The organism is Actinomadura rugatobispora (assembly GCF_055379765.1).
Genome location: NZ_AP029191.1, coordinates 11,741,020 through 11,756,185, shown reverse-complemented (window position 1 = coordinate 11,756,185; position 15,166 = coordinate 11,741,020). Strand labels below are relative to the sequence as shown.

15 protein-coding genes and 1 pseudogene are annotated in these 15,166 nt (G+C 71.1%); 10 read left to right on the top strand and 6 right to left on the bottom strand.

Annotated features, from left to right (window positions below; translation table 11 throughout):
- Positions 1-162 precede the first annotated feature (162 nt).
- Entirely contained in the window at positions 163-843 is a 681-nt protein-coding gene (locus tag ACZ466_RS52725) for a response regulator (RefSeq protein ID WP_378283971.1), read from the bottom strand.
- Positions 840-2,006: a sensor histidine kinase gene (locus ACZ466_RS52720; RefSeq protein WP_378283970.1), complete on the bottom strand. Its 1,167-nt coding sequence runs from the start codon at positions 2,004-2,006 to the stop codon at positions 840-842. The genes ACZ466_RS52725 and ACZ466_RS52720 overlap by 4 nt, the downstream gene beginning before the upstream one ends.
- A 681-nt stretch (positions 2,007-2,687) precedes the next feature.
- On the opposite strand from ACZ466_RS52720, the gene ACZ466_RS52715 reads away from it, so the two are divergent.
- Positions 2,688-3,452 carry an SDR family NAD(P)-dependent oxidoreductase gene (locus tag ACZ466_RS52715; protein WP_378283968.1) on the top strand — a complete coding sequence of 255 codons (765 nt, stop codon included), beginning with the start codon at positions 2,688-2,690 and terminating at the stop codon, positions 3,450-3,452.
- 150 nt (positions 3,453-3,602) lie between these two features.
- Here the strand turns inward: ACZ466_RS52715 and ACZ466_RS52710 are convergent, their stop codons facing one another.
- Positions 3,603-3,977, bottom strand: a complete 375-nt coding sequence (locus ACZ466_RS52710; protein WP_378283967.1) for a hypothetical protein — start codon at positions 3,975-3,977, stop codon at positions 3,603-3,605.
- 305 nt (positions 3,978-4,282) lie between these two features.
- Between ACZ466_RS52710 and ACZ466_RS52705 the strand changes: the two genes are divergently transcribed.
- From ACZ466_RS52705 to ACZ466_RS52695, 3 genes are all read left to right on the top strand, one after another.
- Positions 4,283-4,921 carry an SDR family oxidoreductase gene (locus ACZ466_RS52705; RefSeq protein ID WP_378283966.1) on the top strand — a complete coding sequence of 213 codons (639 nt, stop codon included), beginning with the start codon at positions 4,283-4,285 and terminating at the stop codon, positions 4,919-4,921.
- A gap of 2 nt (positions 4,922-4,923) precedes the next feature.
- The gene (locus tag ACZ466_RS52700) at positions 4,924-5,541 is read left to right on the top strand and encodes an anthrone oxygenase family protein (protein ID WP_378283964.1); all 618 of its coding nucleotides are present in this window, start codon (positions 4,924-4,926) and stop codon (positions 5,539-5,541) included.
- A gap of 402 nt (positions 5,542-5,943) precedes the next feature.
- Positions 5,944-6,432, top strand: a complete 489-nt coding sequence (locus ACZ466_RS52695) for a GNAT family N-acetyltransferase (protein WP_378283963.1) — start codon at positions 5,944-5,946, stop codon at positions 6,430-6,432.
- A 161-nt stretch (positions 6,433-6,593) separates the two neighbouring features.
- Here the strand turns inward: ACZ466_RS52695 and ACZ466_RS52690 are convergent, their stop codons facing one another.
- Positions 6,594-6,752: a Rossmann-fold NAD(P)-binding domain-containing protein gene (locus ACZ466_RS52690; protein WP_378283962.1), complete on the bottom strand. Its 159-nt coding sequence runs from the start codon at positions 6,750-6,752 to the stop codon at positions 6,594-6,596.
- Between the two features lie 183 nt (positions 6,753-6,935).
- Between ACZ466_RS52690 and ACZ466_RS52685 the strand changes: the two are divergent.
- Both ACZ466_RS52685 and ACZ466_RS52680 read left to right on the top strand, forming a co-directional pair.
- Positions 6,936-7,326: pseudogene (locus ACZ466_RS52685) on the top strand (transposase family protein); the annotation flags it as partial.
- A 400-nt stretch (positions 7,327-7,726) separates the two neighbouring features.
- Positions 7,727-8,680 carry a ferritin family protein gene (locus ACZ466_RS52680; RefSeq protein WP_378283961.1) on the top strand — a complete coding sequence of 318 codons (954 nt, stop codon included), beginning with the start codon at positions 7,727-7,729 and terminating at the stop codon, positions 8,678-8,680.
- A 137-nt stretch (positions 8,681-8,817) separates the two neighbouring features.
- Here ACZ466_RS52680 and ACZ466_RS52675 read toward each other — a convergent pair whose 3' ends face one another.
- Both ACZ466_RS52675 and ACZ466_RS52670 read right to left on the bottom strand, forming a co-directional pair.
- Positions 8,818-9,258: a PASTA domain-containing protein gene (locus ACZ466_RS52675; RefSeq protein ID WP_378283960.1), complete on the bottom strand. Its 441-nt coding sequence runs from the start codon at positions 9,256-9,258 to the stop codon at positions 8,818-8,820.
- Positions 9,259-9,580: 322 nt separating this feature from the next.
- Entirely contained in the window at positions 9,581-10,942 is a 1,362-nt protein-coding gene (locus ACZ466_RS52670) for a nicotinate phosphoribosyltransferase (RefSeq protein ID WP_378283959.1), read from the bottom strand.
- Between the two features lie 224 nt (positions 10,943-11,166).
- Between ACZ466_RS52670 and ACZ466_RS52665 the strand changes: the two genes are divergently transcribed.
- The 4 genes from ACZ466_RS52665 (at position 11,167) to ACZ466_RS52650 (ending at position 15,156) form a co-directional block, all read left to right on the top strand.
- The gene (locus ACZ466_RS52665) at positions 11,167-12,018 is read left to right on the top strand and encodes a universal stress protein (RefSeq protein WP_378283958.1); all 852 of its coding nucleotides are present in this window, start codon (positions 11,167-11,169) and stop codon (positions 12,016-12,018) included.
- Positions 12,019-12,216: 198 nt separating this feature from the next.
- The gene (locus ACZ466_RS52660; protein ID WP_378283990.1) at positions 12,217-13,338 is read left to right on the top strand and encodes a 4Fe-4S dicluster domain-containing protein; all 1,122 of its coding nucleotides are present in this window, start codon (positions 12,217-12,219) and stop codon (positions 13,336-13,338) included.
- A gap of 94 nt (positions 13,339-13,432) precedes the next feature.
- Positions 13,433-14,347: a universal stress protein gene (locus ACZ466_RS52655; RefSeq protein WP_378283957.1), complete on the top strand. Its 915-nt coding sequence runs from the start codon at positions 13,433-13,435 to the stop codon at positions 14,345-14,347.
- Positions 14,348-14,355: 8 nt separating this feature from the next.
- On the top strand, positions 14,356-15,156 hold the full coding sequence (locus tag ACZ466_RS52650) for an FAD/NAD(P)-binding protein (RefSeq protein WP_378283956.1): 801 nt from the start codon (positions 14,356-14,358) through the stop codon (positions 15,154-15,156).
- Positions 15,157-15,166 lie beyond the last annotated feature (10 nt).

The window sequence follows — 15,166 nt, the reverse complement described above, 5'->3', positions numbered from 1 at the left end:
ACGGCAGCCAACATGGACGCCCGCCGTCGGCCGGCCCCGCACTGCCCATCCCGCTGACGGCGCCTGGCTGGTGGCCCCCAAGATGGCCGTTGCCGGCGCTGGGCGACGACCACGGCGATGCTTTCCGGGTGACGGTGCCTCCGTCCACGGGGGCGGGGCACCTCACATACCTGGAGGGTCTACCGGAGGGGTGAGACCAGACAGCATCGCGAAGACGACCAGTTGGGCGCGATCGCGGGCGCCGAGTTTGAGCAGGGCCCGGCCGACGTGCGTGCGCACGGTCTCGGTGCTGATGGTCAGCTGGACCGCGATCTCGTCGTTGGACATTCCGGTGGTCACCCAGGAGACCACCTCGCGTTCCCGCTCGGTCAGCTGCTTGATGCCGGAGTGAGGCGCCATGCCGGGCCTCTGCCGGGCGAACTGGGCGATGACGCTGCGGGTGATCGAGGGCGACAGCAGCGAACCGCCCTCGGTGACGACCCGTATCGCGCGCAGCAACTCGTCGGGCTCGGCGTCCTTGAGGACGAACCCGCTTGCGCCGTGCCGCAGTGCCTCGAACACGTACTCCTCAAGGCCGAAGGTCGTGAGCATGACGACCCTGACCGCGGCCAGCGCGGGATCGGCGGTGATCTCACGCAGCGCGGCCAGGCCGTCCAGGCCGGGCATCCGGATGTCCATCAGCACCACGTCCGGTCTGTGGGCGCGGACGACCTGCAGACCGGTGCGCCCGTCGGCGGCCTCGCCGACGAGTTCGGCGCCGGGCTCGCCACGCAGCAGCGTCCGTACGCCGACCCGGATCAGCGCCTGGTCGTCGATGACGATGACGCGGATCGTGGCGCTCACCTCCCGTCCCCTTCCAGCGGCAGGCGGGCCCGGACACCGAACCCGCCGTCCGGGTCCGGCCCGGCGGTGAGCGTGCCGCCGAGCACCTCGGCCTGGCTGCGCAGGCCGAGAATGCCCAGGCCGTTTCCGGGTGGGGCGGGCCCGGCGGCACCGCCGGTGTTGGTGACCTCCAGCAGCAGCGCGTCGCCCTCCCGCCGGATCCGGATCCGTACCGGCACTGCGCCGGCGTGCCGCAGGACGTTGGTCAGGGACTCCTGCACGATGCGGTAGGCGACCGCGTCGACGGCGGTGGGCAGGCTGGTCAGGTCCGGTGCGATGTCGGCGTGCACGGTCACCCCTCCGGCCCTGACGCGTTCGGTCAGCCGGCCGAGGTCGCTCAGGCCGGGAGCGGGAGCCCTGGCGGCCGCCCCCATGTCCCGAAGCCCGTCGAGCTGGGCCCGCAGGTTCTCCAGCGCCTCGCGGCTGGTGGCCCGCACCGCCTTCATGGACTGCCTGGCCTCCTCGGGATCGCGGTCGAGAACGTGCAGTGCCACACCCGCCTGCATCGCGATGGCCGCGAGCCCGTGGCCGATCGAGTCGTGCAGGTCCTGCGCCATGCGCAGCCGCTCCTCCGAGACCACGCGGCGGGCCTGCTCGGCGTGCACCCCGGTGGCGGCCTGGCGGAGGGCCCGCGACAGCGCGCCCGCCGCAAGCGCGGCCGTGATGATCGATCCCCACACGATCGCGTCCCTGGGCATCGGGTAATAACCCGAACCCGCGGGCACGCCCGCCGCGTCACGCACCCGCTTGGCGAACAGGCTGACGATCAGTACCCCGAGATCGGCGGCGGCCGCCAGCGCGGCGCGCGGCAGCGGCCAACGGGAGGCCACCCCGTACACGGCCACGGGCACCGTGAGCATCACCGGACCGAACGGATAACCGGCCGCCAGATAGGTCGCGACGAACGCCGTGTTGGCCGCCAGCGCGATGCCCGGCCAGCGCCGCAGCGCCAGCGCCAGCGCCGCCGCCGTCACGATCACGTAGCCCGCGGCGTCAGGTGAGCGAGCCGAGCCATGCTGGAATTCCGCGGCCGGCCCGGTCGCGATCAGCACGGTCGCCAGGAACGGAAGGCATATCCAGCCCTCTGCCGCCCATCTCCGCCAGCGGCGCTTCCCACCGGTCACCGGCTCGACGATACCGGCGGCCCCGGTCTCAGGCGTCCCCATCTCGACGTAGGCGGCGGACGCGATTCGCCGTACACGCGATGCCGCCGCCACGCGGACGCCCGCACTACGCCCTGGCGGACATCCTCGAACCCATCACGGCACCGGCCTGACCACCCCGCGAGCAAGCCCACGGGAACGCACCAGGCAGGCGACGGCGATGCCGATCGACGGGAGGACGGGTTGGACCCGGGAACACGACACCAGCGGCTCACCGGCATCGACAGGAGAAGGTGTTCACCCTCGACCGCCCTGTCGCCGACATGCCGTGGCTGCCCGTCGCGGACACACAGGCGCCGCCGTGCCAGCCGCTGACCGCGATGCGCCTCGGCATCGTCACCGACGCCCCGCTGCTCAACGGCGGCACCAGGGCGGGCCGCGGTCGCCGCCAAGTACGACGGCACCGGACAGCCGGTCACCGCCGGCTCCTATCCGCGGATCCTGCGGGACATGTTCGGCCCCGCCAAGGCCGTCCTCGACCGGTAGCCGCACACCCGTCACCCGACCACCAGCCTGGCCATGGCGACGATTGCTCACCGACTACGGCACGAGGCGGCGCGTGCCGATTCTGGCGAACCGTCCCCGGATAGGGGTGCACGGAGCGGCCGTGAGTACCCGTGAACGAACACCGAAGGAGAACGGATGGAGCTGGGACTGACGGACAAGACCGTGCTCGTGACCGACGCCGGTTCGGGCATCGGCAGAGCCACCGCCTTGGCCTTCGTCGAGGAGAAGGCATGCGTCGCCGTCGGTTACCACACCGACCGTGAGGCGGCCGAGGAGACCGCCGCCCTCGCAGTGAAGCGAGGGGGCCACGCGATCTCCTTTCGACTCGACCCCGCCCGGCCCGAGGAGCTGGAGGCGGCGGTCGAGGACGCCCGCTGGGAACTCGGGCCGATCAGCGTCCTCGTCAACAACGCGGTGCGCAGGCCCGGGCGGGCAATACCCGGTGAACTCTTCGAAACCGCACCGGCCGAACGGTTCACGGCTTCGGTGAACGCCAACCTGATCGGTCCTTACCTGCTGGCTCGCGCCGTTGTGGCCGACATGCGCGAGGAACGGTGGGGCCGGATCGTCAATGTCTCCACCGGCCCGGTGGAGGACGGCTTTTCCGACAGCACCCCCTACATCGCCGCCGAGTCCGGACTGCACGGCCTCACCCGCGCCATGTCCCGCGAACTGGCCTGCGCGGGCATCCTGTCCAACCTGGTCATGCCCGGCTTCACTCCCGGCGACGAACACGTGCCACCCGAGCTCATCGAGAAGCCCGGTCGTGCCGCCGCGACCCGGGCGATCAACCGCTCCGATGACGTCGCCCGCCTGATCGTATTCCTCTGTTCCGCCGCCAATACCAACACGACCGGCGAAGTCATCAGGACCGACGGCCACTTCCTCAGCCCCACGTGACACCTGATGCCCGGACGCCGAACAGCGACCTTTTCGACCCGCAATCCGCGGCACGCCGAAAGCGGGGCCGCGAGAGCATCATCTCGACCGCATGGCAACCGTGCTCTGCCCGTCCCAGGAGGGGCCGGGACGGGCAAGCGGAGAGCAGGGTCATCGAGCCGCCGACTTCGGGGACCGATGCGGGGAGCGGTATGCCATGACCGCGGCCGCGATACCCGCGATGAGGGCGGTGGTGACGCCGACGCCGCGGACCAGCGCCCCGCCGAGTTCGCCGGCCGTGTCGGCGTCGATCGCGCTGCCCACGAAACCGGGTATCTCGGCCAGGGCTGCGAGGACGGCCAGGACGAGGGTCCAGGGCCGGCGGGTCACGGCGACCAGGGCGGCCACCAGCGTCAGGATGATCAGGCCGGGTGGCACGGGCGGCATCTCCACCCCGGCCGCCTTCTGGATCACCAGGCCGACGGCGCCGGCGGCCAGTCCGGTCACCGTGACCAGCGTTGCCCGGTTGAGAGGGGGCGTGTGCATGACTGCGCTCCTTGGCTCACGAAGGGGCTTGCGATACCGGCGATGGTGCGGCCCCCGCCCGGCCCGCGTCGTCACCCGTCGGGCGGCACGTCCGCTACGCCACGGGGAGTAGCGGGCGGCAGTGCGGCGCCCGGGCGCGCTCGTGGTGAACGCGTCCCCGAGAAGCACCGGTCTGCCCACGGGCTGGGCCGGATCCGCCCGAGGGGCGCCAACGAGACCAGGTCCACCGACTCCTGCAACCCCGCACGTTCATCCCCCTGCCGGGCCTGAGCAGGTCCGCAACCGCTCATTGGAGTGATCCGTCCATGAACACCACTCTCGTGCTCGGCGGCACCGGCAAGACCGGCCGTCGGGTGGCCTGGCGGCTTCAGGACCGCGGGATGGCCGTCCGTATCGGCTCGCGGTCCGGCGAGCCGCCGTTCGACCGGGAGAACCCCGCCCCTCGGGTCCAGGAGACCGAAGCGTTCTACCCGGATCTGGCGACGCCGGGGGCGGCGGACGCGGGCGGCGCGTTCGCCGACATGGCGGTCGCCTCCGGCGCCCGGCGGCTGGTGCTGCTGTCGGGCCGCGGTGGGCAGGAGTCACAGGCCGCCGAAGAACGCGTACGAGCGTCCGGGGCCGACCTGACGGTGGTGCGGTCGAGCTGGTTCGCGCAGAACTTCAGCGAGGACCACCTGCTGGACATGGTGCGGGGCGGTGAGGTCGCGCTGCCGGCGGGCGACGTGCCCGAGCCTGTCGAGGACATCGCCGACGTCGCGGTCGCGGCCCGCCAGGAACTGCCGGGCGACGTGGTCGAGTTCCTGGCCTACCTGTTCACCACCGTGCTGGACGGCCGCAACGCCCATCCGACCGACGGCGTCCAGCGGGCCATCGGCCGCCCGCCCACCGACTTCGCCGACCACGCGCGGCGCACTGCCGCCACCGGAGTCTGGAACGGAGCATGATCATGAAGTACCTGTCCACGGTCTCGCTGATCGCCGCGACGCTCACGACCGGCATGGTCGCCGGGCTGATGGCCGACTGGGCCTACACAATCCTGCCCGGGCTGGGCCGCAGCAGTGACCGCACCTTCGTCGAGGCCGTCCAGCAACTCAACCGTGCCATCCAGAACGGCTGGTTCTTCCTCAGCTTCCTTGGCGCGATCCTGTTCGGCGGGCTGGCGGCGTATCTCGCTTGGCGCGGGCACGGCCGGGACGCCCTACCGTGGATCATCGCCGGATTGGCGCTCTACCTGGTGACGTTCGTCATCACCTTCGCCGCCAACATCCCGCTCAACGAGCGGATCGACAAGGCCGGCGACCCGGCGCGCATCAAGGATCTCGCCGCCGTGCGCGCCGACTTCGAGAGCACGTGGATGGCCTGGCACATCGTCCGCACCCTGGCCAACATCGCCGCCTTCGCCTGCCTTGCCTGGGCCCTGGTGATCCACGGCGGGCAACGCGTCAAGGCCGATGGCGCCGCGGACGCGGGCCGCGCGTCCCGCCAACCGGTGGCCGCGGTCGACCAGCACCCGACTCGACCACAGCCCCACGGGCCGGCGCCCGCACCGCCCGTCCAGCCCTGATGAGGTAAGCGATCCCCAGCCCGTCGGCTCACGGGCGTGCTGCCGTGTGGGCACCCTGCTGTCGACCGGTGATGTGGCCGCCAGAGAGCGGCCGAAGGTATCCGCGCACCAGCACCGGTGGCGTCATGACCTCGTTCGGCACATTCCGCCCCGCATGTGGCGTGATGGTTCGGCCACGAGTCCACGCGCCGCAGGGTGCCGCGTTCCATGCTGACGCCGCCCGCGAGCCAACCGGCGAATCATGGCACGCCCGCAAGCCCAGGCCGTTGAGAAAGGAGCGAACATGCGCAAGGCACAGCCGGGCGGCGATATCGGGATCCACGGAGGCGTCCGCCCGGCTCGATCGCCGGTGCACGCCCGCTCGGCCATGCGTCCTTCTCCTCGTTGCGGAGATCGCAGAGCATGCTGATCAGAAAAGCCACGGCCGAGGACTGGCCCGCCATCTGGCCGTTCTTTCACCAGATCGTTGCGGCGGGGGCCACATTCCCCTACCCACTCGACGTTGACGAGGAAGAGGCCCGCGGCATGTGGCTCGTCCCGGACCCAGGGCGTGTGGTCGTCGCCGTCGACACCACCGGAGCGGTGGTCGGCACTGCGAACATGTACGCCAACCGTGCGGGCAACGGCTCACACATCGCCAGTGCCAGCTACATGGTCGATCCGGCGCACCAGGGCCGTGGAGCCGGCCGGGCCCTGTGCGAGGACTCGCTGACGTGGGCACAGGCCGCGGGCTTCAGCGCGATGGTGTTCAACGCCGTCGTCGAGACGAATGTGCAGGCCGTGAAGCTGTACGAGTCCCTCGGCTTCACGGTGCTGGGCACCGTGCCAAAGGGCTTCCGGCACCCCGACAAGGGCTATGTCGGGCTCCACATGATGCACCGTTCTCTGTGAGCGGCTCGAAGCCGCCCGCGCGGGGCCCGGCCCGTGCGCGACATCCCCAAGCGGCGGTGAGGGCGGCCACGACCGCCACGAGCTGGGCGGCGAGCGCGAAGGCCCAGAATTCAGCGCCCGCTGGATGATGGAGAACGCGCCTTGAGGTTGACCGCCACCAGTTAGTCGAACCGCTCAGGCGTGGTCTCCTCCGGGGGGACACCGAGGTGCTTGTCGAGCCTGGCCTCAAGGCCCGCGAAAAGCGTGTCGACGTCACCGGGAACGCCCAGGGCGGCGCCGACGGCGAACGCGCGCCCGCCTGCCCCCTCGATCTCGGTCACGACCCGCTCGGCGGACCGCGCGTCGCTGCCGTAGCGCGGTGAGGTGGTGGAACAGCCAGTACCCGGACGCCGCGGTCAAGTAGCTGCCGCTATGCCTTCGACCGCGCCGATCCGCCCGTCGGCTGCGGCCATTCCAGGCCCTGGACGCGGGTGCCGTCGGCGTGACGGGCAGGGCTGGATGCGCCGGGTCCTGCGAGGTCGACGGGCCGGTCCGGTGGTCACGGCCGTGGCGGTGCCGGAGGGTGCGGTGGGTGCTGATCGTGTTCGTGGCCACCACCGGCTGCACCTGGCAGCAGGGCCCGCCGGTGGTTGGCGCCATCTGGCAGACCATCTACCGCTGCTCGAGTGGAGCGATGCGCGGGTGTGGGCCAAGCTGCACCGGGTGATGCTGGACGAACTGGGCGCAGCGGGGGCGCTGAACTGGTCGCGGTGCGCGATCGACTCGGTCAACGTTCGGGCCACGAAAGGGGGGCTGACGGGCTCGAAACCTGTCGACCGGGGTGCCTGGGTCGAAGATCCACTTGCTCACCGAACGGACCGGTCTGCCCTGTCTGTCGGGATCTCCGCGGCGTCCGGGGCGGTGGACGAGGGGGCGGGCCCGGTCGACCACCGGGCCGTGCCAGGCGGGGACTTCTCGTTCGTCGTCACGCGGAGGGCGGGCGGCGAGTCATATCGCCCCTGCCGGGGCATTCGCACCCTACGACGGGCTGGATGGTTCAACGGTAGGCAGCACTGACCAGCCAACACATTTCCCATCAACGATGTGGGTGGTTTTGGAGACTTGGCGGCAATCCACGCAGTTGAACCGTCTTTCAGTTCGGACGGGTGACTGATTGCTGACGAACGGGATGGGCAATGGGCGCCGGGGTCTGCCGTCAAGCCTCGATCAGGTTTCGGCAGATCGCCACTACCCGTGGTCGCGGAGGGTAGTCAGGAAACCCCTCAGAGTGGTTTCGCGTGGACTTGGGGGTCTCATGGCGCATCTGCCCACACGAAGTATCGCCACGGCTGCAATCGTGCTGATGCTGTGCGCCCCCGTGGGGGCTGCTTTCGCGACGCCCGGATCGTTCAGTGCGCCGCCGGGCCGGACACCAAAGCCCCAGACCCTGGCAGACCTGCGGCAGTCCATGGGAGGGGAGGCGTTCGCCTACGCGTCCTACCGCTTGTACGGTGTGCAGGCCCGGCGGGAGGGGCGGAAGACGGTCGCTCGCCTTTTCGACCGGACGGCCACCGTGGAGTTGCGCGAGCACTTCGCCGAAGAGGCCAAGCTGAGTGGCCTGCCGCGCGGCGACGTGGCCGCCCTGCGCGACGCCATCGCAGGCGAGAGTTATGAACACGGCACGATGTATCCGCGGTTCGCTCGTGAGGCCAAGATCGACGGCGACCGCGAAGCCGCCGCACGATTCGCTGAGATCGCCCGTGACGAGGGCACGCATCTGCGCGCCTTCAGGGCCGCGCTGCGTGTGGTGGAGACCGGCCATGGAAAGGTTCCGGCGCCGCCGAAGGTCGAAGCGGTGCAGGTGCCCGCCGGCCCTCGAAAGGTCCGGGCGAAGCGGACACTGCGCAACCTGGACACGGCCATGCGCGGGGAGGCGATGGCCCACGCCAAGTACCTCTGGTTCGCGCGGCACGTCCGCAACCGGGCGGTGGCGCGTCTGTTCCGCGGTGCCGCCGCCGTGGAGCTGCGCGAGCACTTTGCCGCGGAGGCAAGACTTCGCGGGTTCGTCGGCAAGACACGCGCCAACCTCACCAAGGCCGTCGCCGGTGAGTGGTACGAGTCCCGCATGATATATCCGACGTTTGCCAGACGTGCGAAGAAGGTCGGAGATGTCAAGGTGGCGGCGCTGTTTCGTCACAATGCGCGCGACGAGGCGGGGCACGCACGGGCGTTCGAGCGCGCCCTCAAAGCGCTTGGGCAGGGCAAGTGATAGCTCGGTGAACACCTGGCGAAATAGGTCGGCCTGATGGAGGCGTGGGAGTGGGGCAGCGCACCGTCCCACGCCGACAGGTGAGATGCTGAGGCTCGGATTTTTGCTCGGCCGATGCCGTTCTACCGAAATACGTCCTAGGGCGTGCAGGATCCTCTGCTGTAGGCGACCCGTAGGGCGAGTGTTGATCCGTAGTGCTCACGCATGCTCTGCCCGGCGGGTGGGGTCTGGCCGCAGACGGTGCGTTCGAGGTGTTCGCGGTCGTCACAGCCCTCGCGGACGATGGGCTCGCTGCTGACGTTGGGAAAGCCGATCCGTGTGGCAGTGCTTTTCGCCTCTGTGCCGCTCTTGCCGACGAAATTCGGCACCGCGGGCCAGTTGCCGACCTGCCCGCCGGCCGGGCAGGGGACCTGCGGGGGAAGGAAGCCGAGTTCCACTTTCTCGGCCCGGGCGTCCTCGGTCTGGACACAAACCAGCCAGGTGCCGGAGTATGACTCGCCGTCGAACACGTGGCCGTCGGTCAGAGCCCGGTAGACGGCGGTGTAGGCGGGCCAGGAGCGCTCAAGTTCGCTGCTCACCGCGTCGAGGGGGGAGCCTAGGCGATGGACGCTGTGCCCCCGCATTGGCCCCTTGCCCGGCCCCTGAGGGGGTGCCTTCGGCTCCGACCGAGCATGCCCCCAAACAGAGGACCGCCACCGCCATCAGACCGAAAGAAGATATTCGTTCCCTTTGTCCTGCTCACGATCGGGCATGATGTCACGAACTTGCTTCGAGAATTTCTTGACTACGCCGGAGGTCCAAGCCCTCGCTTCGCGAGGCGGGGCGCGAACAATCTCGGCCGAAGTGGGGTAGGCGACCGGTTGCCTTGTTGGTCGGCGTTTGCTGACAGCGCTGAGCGCGTCATGCGCCGTCGTCGATCATTTCGCGTGTGCGGGCCTGCCGAACTCTGGAGAGCAGGTCCGCGCGGAGGTCGTCGCGGGTTTGCTCCAGCCGTGGGCTGAGCCGCACAGTGGCGGTTTCGGGACGGCGCAGCCGTGTGATCGGAGCGGGCAGGGCATTGATGTCTGCCTCGCATCGTTCCCGGGCCCTGGTGAGGGGCTCGGCTGGGGAGATCCGGCGGCCGCCGCGCATCACCGGAAGGAGCAGGGGGTGCGTGCCGTGCGGTGCGGGCTCGTCCCGCAGCGTGATGACGTCGCGTTCCGCCCTGCGATACACCTGCTTGGCGCCGGGGGCGGTGGCCTTGCCCGTGGAGAGTTTCATGACCGGCCGGCCCTCGAAGGCCACCAGTTTGTAGGCGCTGTCCAGGGAGGGCGCGTCGGCTGATACGCCCATCCTGGTGCCGACCCCGTAGACGTCGATGGGCGCCGCGGCGGCGGTGAGGTCGGCGATGCTGAACTCGTCGAGCCCGCCGCTGGCCACGATGCGGGTACCGGACATGCCGGCTTGGTCCAGCAGATGGCGGGCCTGAACGGCGAGGGCGCCCAGATCTCCGGAGTCGAGCCTGATCCCGCTGAGGAGGCCGGGCCCGCCGGCGCGGAGCGCGGTGCGGATCGCGGCGCGGACGCCGTCGAGAGTGTCATAGGTGTCGACCAGCAGGGTCGTCCGGTCGGGGAAATCCGCGGTGAACGCCTCGAAGGCCGCCTGTTCGTCGGGGAAGGCCTCGACGAAGGAGTGGGCCATGGTGCCCACGGCGGGCAGGCCGTGGCGGCGGGCCGCCTCCACGTTGCTGGTGCCGGCGAAACCGGCGATGTAGGAGGCTCTGGCGACGGCCAGCCCCGAGTCGATGCCCTGGGTGCGGCGGAAGGAGAAGTCGATGACCCGTGCCGCACCGGCCGCTCGCGCGCACCGGGCGGCCTTGGTGGCGATCGAGGTCTGGAAGGTGAGGTGGTTGAGCACGACCGTCTCGACCAGTTGTGCTTCGGCGATCGGGGCGGTCACCTCCAGCAGCGGTTCTCCGGGGAACACCACCCGGCCTTCCGGAACGGCCCAGACGTCGCCGGTGAACCGCAGCTTCTCCAGTGCCCGCAGCGTCGCCGTGTCGAAGTGCTGTTCCTCGCGGAGGTAGTCCAGGTCCTCCTCGGTGAAGCCGTAGTCCTCCACGAACGCCAGGCAGTCCTCCAGCCCGCAGGCGACGAGGTACCCGCGATCGGGCGGCAGGTCACGGACGAACAGGCTGAAGGTGGCCGGGCCGTTCATCCCGCGGCGCAGGTAGTTCGCCGCCATGGTGAGCTCGTACAGGTCGGTGATCAGTCCACCCGTCATCGTGCTCGTTCCTTGCCGTTCTCGCTGAGGTGCGGCTGCCGGTCTCCTGGCCGGCTCCCCTTCGACCCTCGTCCAGGGCACGTTCGCGGGCCAAGAGGCTTTGGTCCCTTCGCGAAGCGATGGCCTGGGACTTTCGCCTCTACCTGCCGCGCAGCGATGGCCCGAGCCTGAACTCAGGGGTTCGAACGACGGCGACGCCCGTCGCCATCGCGTGAGGAGGGGCCATGTATCCGAGCGTGCTGGTCGGTTATGAGGGGACGAAGGAAGGCGAGCGGGCGCTGCGCTGGGCGGTGGAGGAGGCCCGGCTTCGGCGCAGCCAGCTGGTGGTGTGCCATTGCTGGCGCTGGCCCTATCCGATCGGCCATGTCGACTTGGACCTTGAGGAGACCGTGAAGCGGATGGGCCTGCACGTGTTGGAGCGCGGAGTGCACCAGGCGCGGGAGTTGGCACCATCGCTGCGCATCCAGAAGCGGCTGGCGGACGGACCGGCCTATGCGGCGTTGATGCACGAGTCGTACGAGGCGGAACTGGTCGTGATCGGCTCGCATGAACAGGGATCGCCGTTGATCGGGTCGACCGTCCTGCAACTGCCCGGGCGCGCGCACGTGCCCGTGGTGACCGTGCGCCCGGCCGAGCCCGTGCACGGCCGGGTCATGGTGGGCGTCGACGGTTCGGCGGGCAGCGACGCGGCGCTGGCGTTCGCCTTCGAGGAGGCGGCGCTGAGGGGGTGGCGGTTGGAGGCGGTCCACGGATGCTGGGAGCCGGGCGCGGTCGCCGGGTCCGACCTGGCGTTGTTCGCCGATCACGAGGAGCTGGAACGGTCGTGCGGTGCGCTGCTGCAACGTGCCGTCGCGGCGTGGCGGCACAAGTACCCGCGGGTCGAGGTCGACACCTCCCTGATCATGGAGGGCCCGCGGACCGCCCTGCTGCGGGCCGCCGAGAGGGCCGATCTGGCCGTCGTGGGCGACCGGGGCACCGGCACCGTGAGGTCCCTGGTGCTGGGGGCGACCAGCACGGCGCTGTTGCAGCACTCACCCTGCACGGTGGCGGTCACCCCTTCGGTCGGCCGGGCCTGAACCGCCGCCCTTGGATGTGCCCTGGAAGGGGCCAAGGTCCCGGGGCCGGTCGTGGGTCTGCTTCGTCGCGGTCGGGGAACGGGCTCCGGTCGTGACCGGGCGGAGCGCGGGGCTCGGGCCCAAAGACCCTGGTCAAAGCAGTGTCGGTGGTCGTTGGCTGGGAACCAGAGTGCCTGAGCGGAAGGTGGGGTGACGATCATGTCTCCGGTGCTGCTGGCGGACGTGCGCGGGCTGTTCGGCGCGCTGCGGGCGGCCGGGTACACCGTCGTCGGGCCGACCGTCCGGGACGAGGCGATCGTGCTGGACGAGCTGTCGTCGGCCGACGATCTCCCGTACGGGTGGGGCGTCACGCTCGCCCCGGGCGGTTACCGGGTGCGGCGGCGGGATGATCGTGCGGCCTTCGGGCACTCGGCGGGCCCGCAGTCGTGGAAGCCCTATCTGCTCGAGCCCCGGGTCCGACTGTGGCAGGCCGATCGGACCGAGGGCGGTTTCGCGATCGATGACCGGCCCGAGGAGGCGCCCCGGTACGCGTTCCTGGGCGTACGCCCGTGCGATCTCCGGGCGATCCTGGTCCAGGACCGGGTGCTCATGGGGGGCGAGCACGCCGATACCGCCTACCGGAGGCGCCGCGAGCAGGTCTTCGTCGTGTCGGTCAACTGCACCGAGCCGGGGGAGACCTGCTTCTGCGCGTCCATGGGCACGGGTCCGCGGGCCGGCCCCGGATATGACCTGGTGCTCACCGAATTGGTGGACGGGGACGGCTCCGCCCGGTTCCTGGCCGAAACCGGGTCGGAGGCGGGGGAGCGGCTGCTGGAGAGCATCCCGTGCGAGGCCGCGGGCGATGACGTCCGTGCGCGGGCGGACGCGGAGGTCGCGGAGGCCGCCGACCACATGGGGCGGGAGATGCCCGCGGCCGATCTGCACGACCTGATGAAGGACGCCCTCGGCTCCCCGCACTGGGAGGAGGTGGCGGGGCGCTGCCTGTCGTGCGGCAACTGCACGATGGTGTGCCCGACGTGCTTCTGCACCACGACCGAGGACGTCACCGACCTGACCGGTGATCATGCCGAGCGGTGGCAGCGGTGGGAGTCGTGCTTCGACCTCGACTTCTCCCATCTGCCCGGTGGGAGCGTGCGGGCCTCGCCGGGCAGCCGGTACCGGCAGTGGATGACCCACAAGCTCGGCACCTGGTACGACCAGTTCGGTTCCTCGGGCTGCGTGGGCTGCGGCCGCTGCATCGTGTGGTGCCCGGTCGGCATCGACATCACCGCCGAGGCGGCCGTCTTCCACGCGGAACGAGAGCGGACGGGCGGCGCGTGACCGGCCTCTCCCGGCCCGGAGCGGGGCCATCGGAGTGCCGGACCAGGACCAAGGTCCCCGGCTCTGAGCTGCCACGGAGGCTAGCGTCGTGGGTATGGACGAGATCGTCGCGGGGGTCGACGACTCCGAGTACGGCTTGGTCGCGGTCGAGTGGGCGGCGACGGAGGCCGCGCGCAGGGGCGCTCCCCTCCGCGTCGTGTACGCGATCGCTCCCCGGCTGTTCGACCTTCCGGCGGGCCCGCGGAGCGAGGCGATCCGGAAGTGGACGCACGCCAACGGCGAGGCGGTCGTGGAGCAGGCGCTGGGGCGAGCCGTGGCCGCGGCTCCCCGGGTGAAGGTGTCCGGCCGGCAGGTCGGCGGCCGGCCCGCCGACGTCCTGATCAAGGAGTCGGGCGGGGCGGCCATGGTCGTGGTGGGCGGCCACGGTGCGGGCGGACCGGCCGGGCTCCTGCCGGGCTCGGTGGCGCTGCGGGTGATCTCACACGCGTCGTGCCCGGCCGTGGCGGTGCACCTCGGCCGGCCTGTGGGGCAGGCCGGGGAACCGGCGGCTCAGGAGCCGGCCGCCGAGGCCCCGGCCGCCGGGGTCGTCGTCGGGGTGGACTGCTCACCCGGCAGCGCGGCGGCCCTGGAGTTCGCGTTCGGGGAGGCGGCGCTGCGCGGGACGTCGCTGCGGGCGGTGCTGGCCTGGACCCAGCCCCTGGCCGAGGATCCGAGGGCCGGGCAAACCCTGTTCTTCGAACCGGAGGTGGTGACGGAGGAATGTGATGCGGCCCTGGCGGATTTCGCGGCGGGCTGCGAGGCCGAGCACCCTGACGTGCCGTTCAGACGGCAGGTCGTGCACGCGCGCCCCGCCCCCGCCCTGGCCGAGGCTTCGGCCAGCGCCGAGTTGCTGGTCGTGGGGACGCGGGGACGGGGAGGCTTCACCGGCCTGCTGCTCGGCTCGGTCGGCCACGCGATGCTCCATCGCGCCCGCTGCCCGGTGGCGGTGGTACCCGATCGGCGTCGGTGATGGATGCGATGACCCCTGTGCCGTACCGGGTGGCGGCCCGGCGGGCGGACACCGATGACACCGTCACCGTGGGGCTGGAGCCCGTCGCGGCAGCGATCGCGCGGCCCCGGCCCGGGCAGTTCACGATGATGTACGCCTTCGGGGTCGGGGAGGTGCCCATCTCCGTGAGCGGCGTTCTGCCCCGGATCGAGCAGACGGTCCGGGGGGTCGGGGCGGTCACCCGGGCCCTGTGCGCCACGGAGACGGGCGGGGTGATCGGTCTGCGCGGTCCGTTCGGCACGGCGTGGGGCATCGAGGAGGCGCGCGGGCGCGACGTGGTGTTCGCGGCGGGCGGCATCGGCCTGGCGCCGCTGCGGGCCGCCGTGCTGCACGCGCTCGCGGACCGGGACTCCTACGGGCGGATCACGGTGATGATCGGCGCCCGCACCCCCGAGGACCTGCTCTACACGGCCGAACTCGACCGGTGGCGCTCGCTCGGCGCCCGGGGCGAGGTCACCGTGGACCGCGCCGACTTCCGCTGGTCCGGGCATGTCGGCCTGATCACCGCGCTGGCCGACCGGGTCGAGATCGGCCCGGCGGGCGCCGCCGCGTTCGTCTGCGGCCCGGAGGTCATGATGCGTTTCACGGCCGAGGCGCTGGTCGCACGGGGGGTGTCGGCCGCCGACGTGCGGGTCTCGCTGGAGCGCAACATGCAGTGCGGCGTCGCATGGTGCGGTCACTGCCAGCTCGGCCCGCTGCTGCTGTGCCGTGACGGGCCGGTCGTCCCGTACGAGAGCGCCGTCCCGCTGATGGCGGTACGAGAGCTCTAGGTGTTCGGAG

Excerpts from the sequence above, each read along its gene's own strand:
- ACZ466_RS52715 (WP_378283968.1), top strand. The coding sequence starts at position 2,688 with ATGGAGCTGGGACTGACGGACAAGACCGTGCTCGTGACCGACGCCGGT.
- ACZ466_RS52710 (WP_378283967.1), bottom strand. The coding sequence starts at position 3,977 with ATGCACACGCCCCCTCTCAACCGGGCAACGCTGGTCACGGTGACCGGA.
- ACZ466_RS52705 (WP_378283966.1), top strand. The coding sequence starts at position 4,283 with ATGAACACCACTCTCGTGCTCGGCGGCACCGGCAAGACCGGCCGTCGG.
- ACZ466_RS52700 (WP_378283964.1), top strand. The coding sequence starts at position 4,924 with ATGAAGTACCTGTCCACGGTCTCGCTGATCGCCGCGACGCTCACGACC.
- ACZ466_RS52695 (WP_378283963.1), top strand. The coding sequence starts at position 5,944 with ATGCTGATCAGAAAAGCCACGGCCGAGGACTGGCCCGCCATCTGGCCG.
- ACZ466_RS52680 (WP_378283961.1), top strand. The coding sequence starts at position 7,727 with ATGGCGCATCTGCCCACACGAAGTATCGCCACGGCTGCAATCGTGCTG.
- ACZ466_RS52670 (WP_378283959.1), bottom strand. The coding sequence starts at position 10,942 with ATGACGGGTGGACTGATCACCGACCTGTACGAGCTCACCATGGCGGCG.
- ACZ466_RS52665 (WP_378283958.1), top strand. The coding sequence starts at position 11,167 with ATGTATCCGAGCGTGCTGGTCGGTTATGAGGGGACGAAGGAAGGCGAG.
- ACZ466_RS52660 (WP_378283990.1), top strand. The coding sequence starts at position 12,217 with ATGTCTCCGGTGCTGCTGGCGGACGTGCGCGGGCTGTTCGGCGCGCTG.
- ACZ466_RS52655 (WP_378283957.1), top strand. The coding sequence starts at position 13,433 with ATGGACGAGATCGTCGCGGGGGTCGACGACTCCGAGTACGGCTTGGTC.
- ACZ466_RS52650 (WP_378283956.1), top strand. The coding sequence starts at position 14,356 with ATGACCCCTGTGCCGTACCGGGTGGCGGCCCGGCGGGCGGACACCGAT.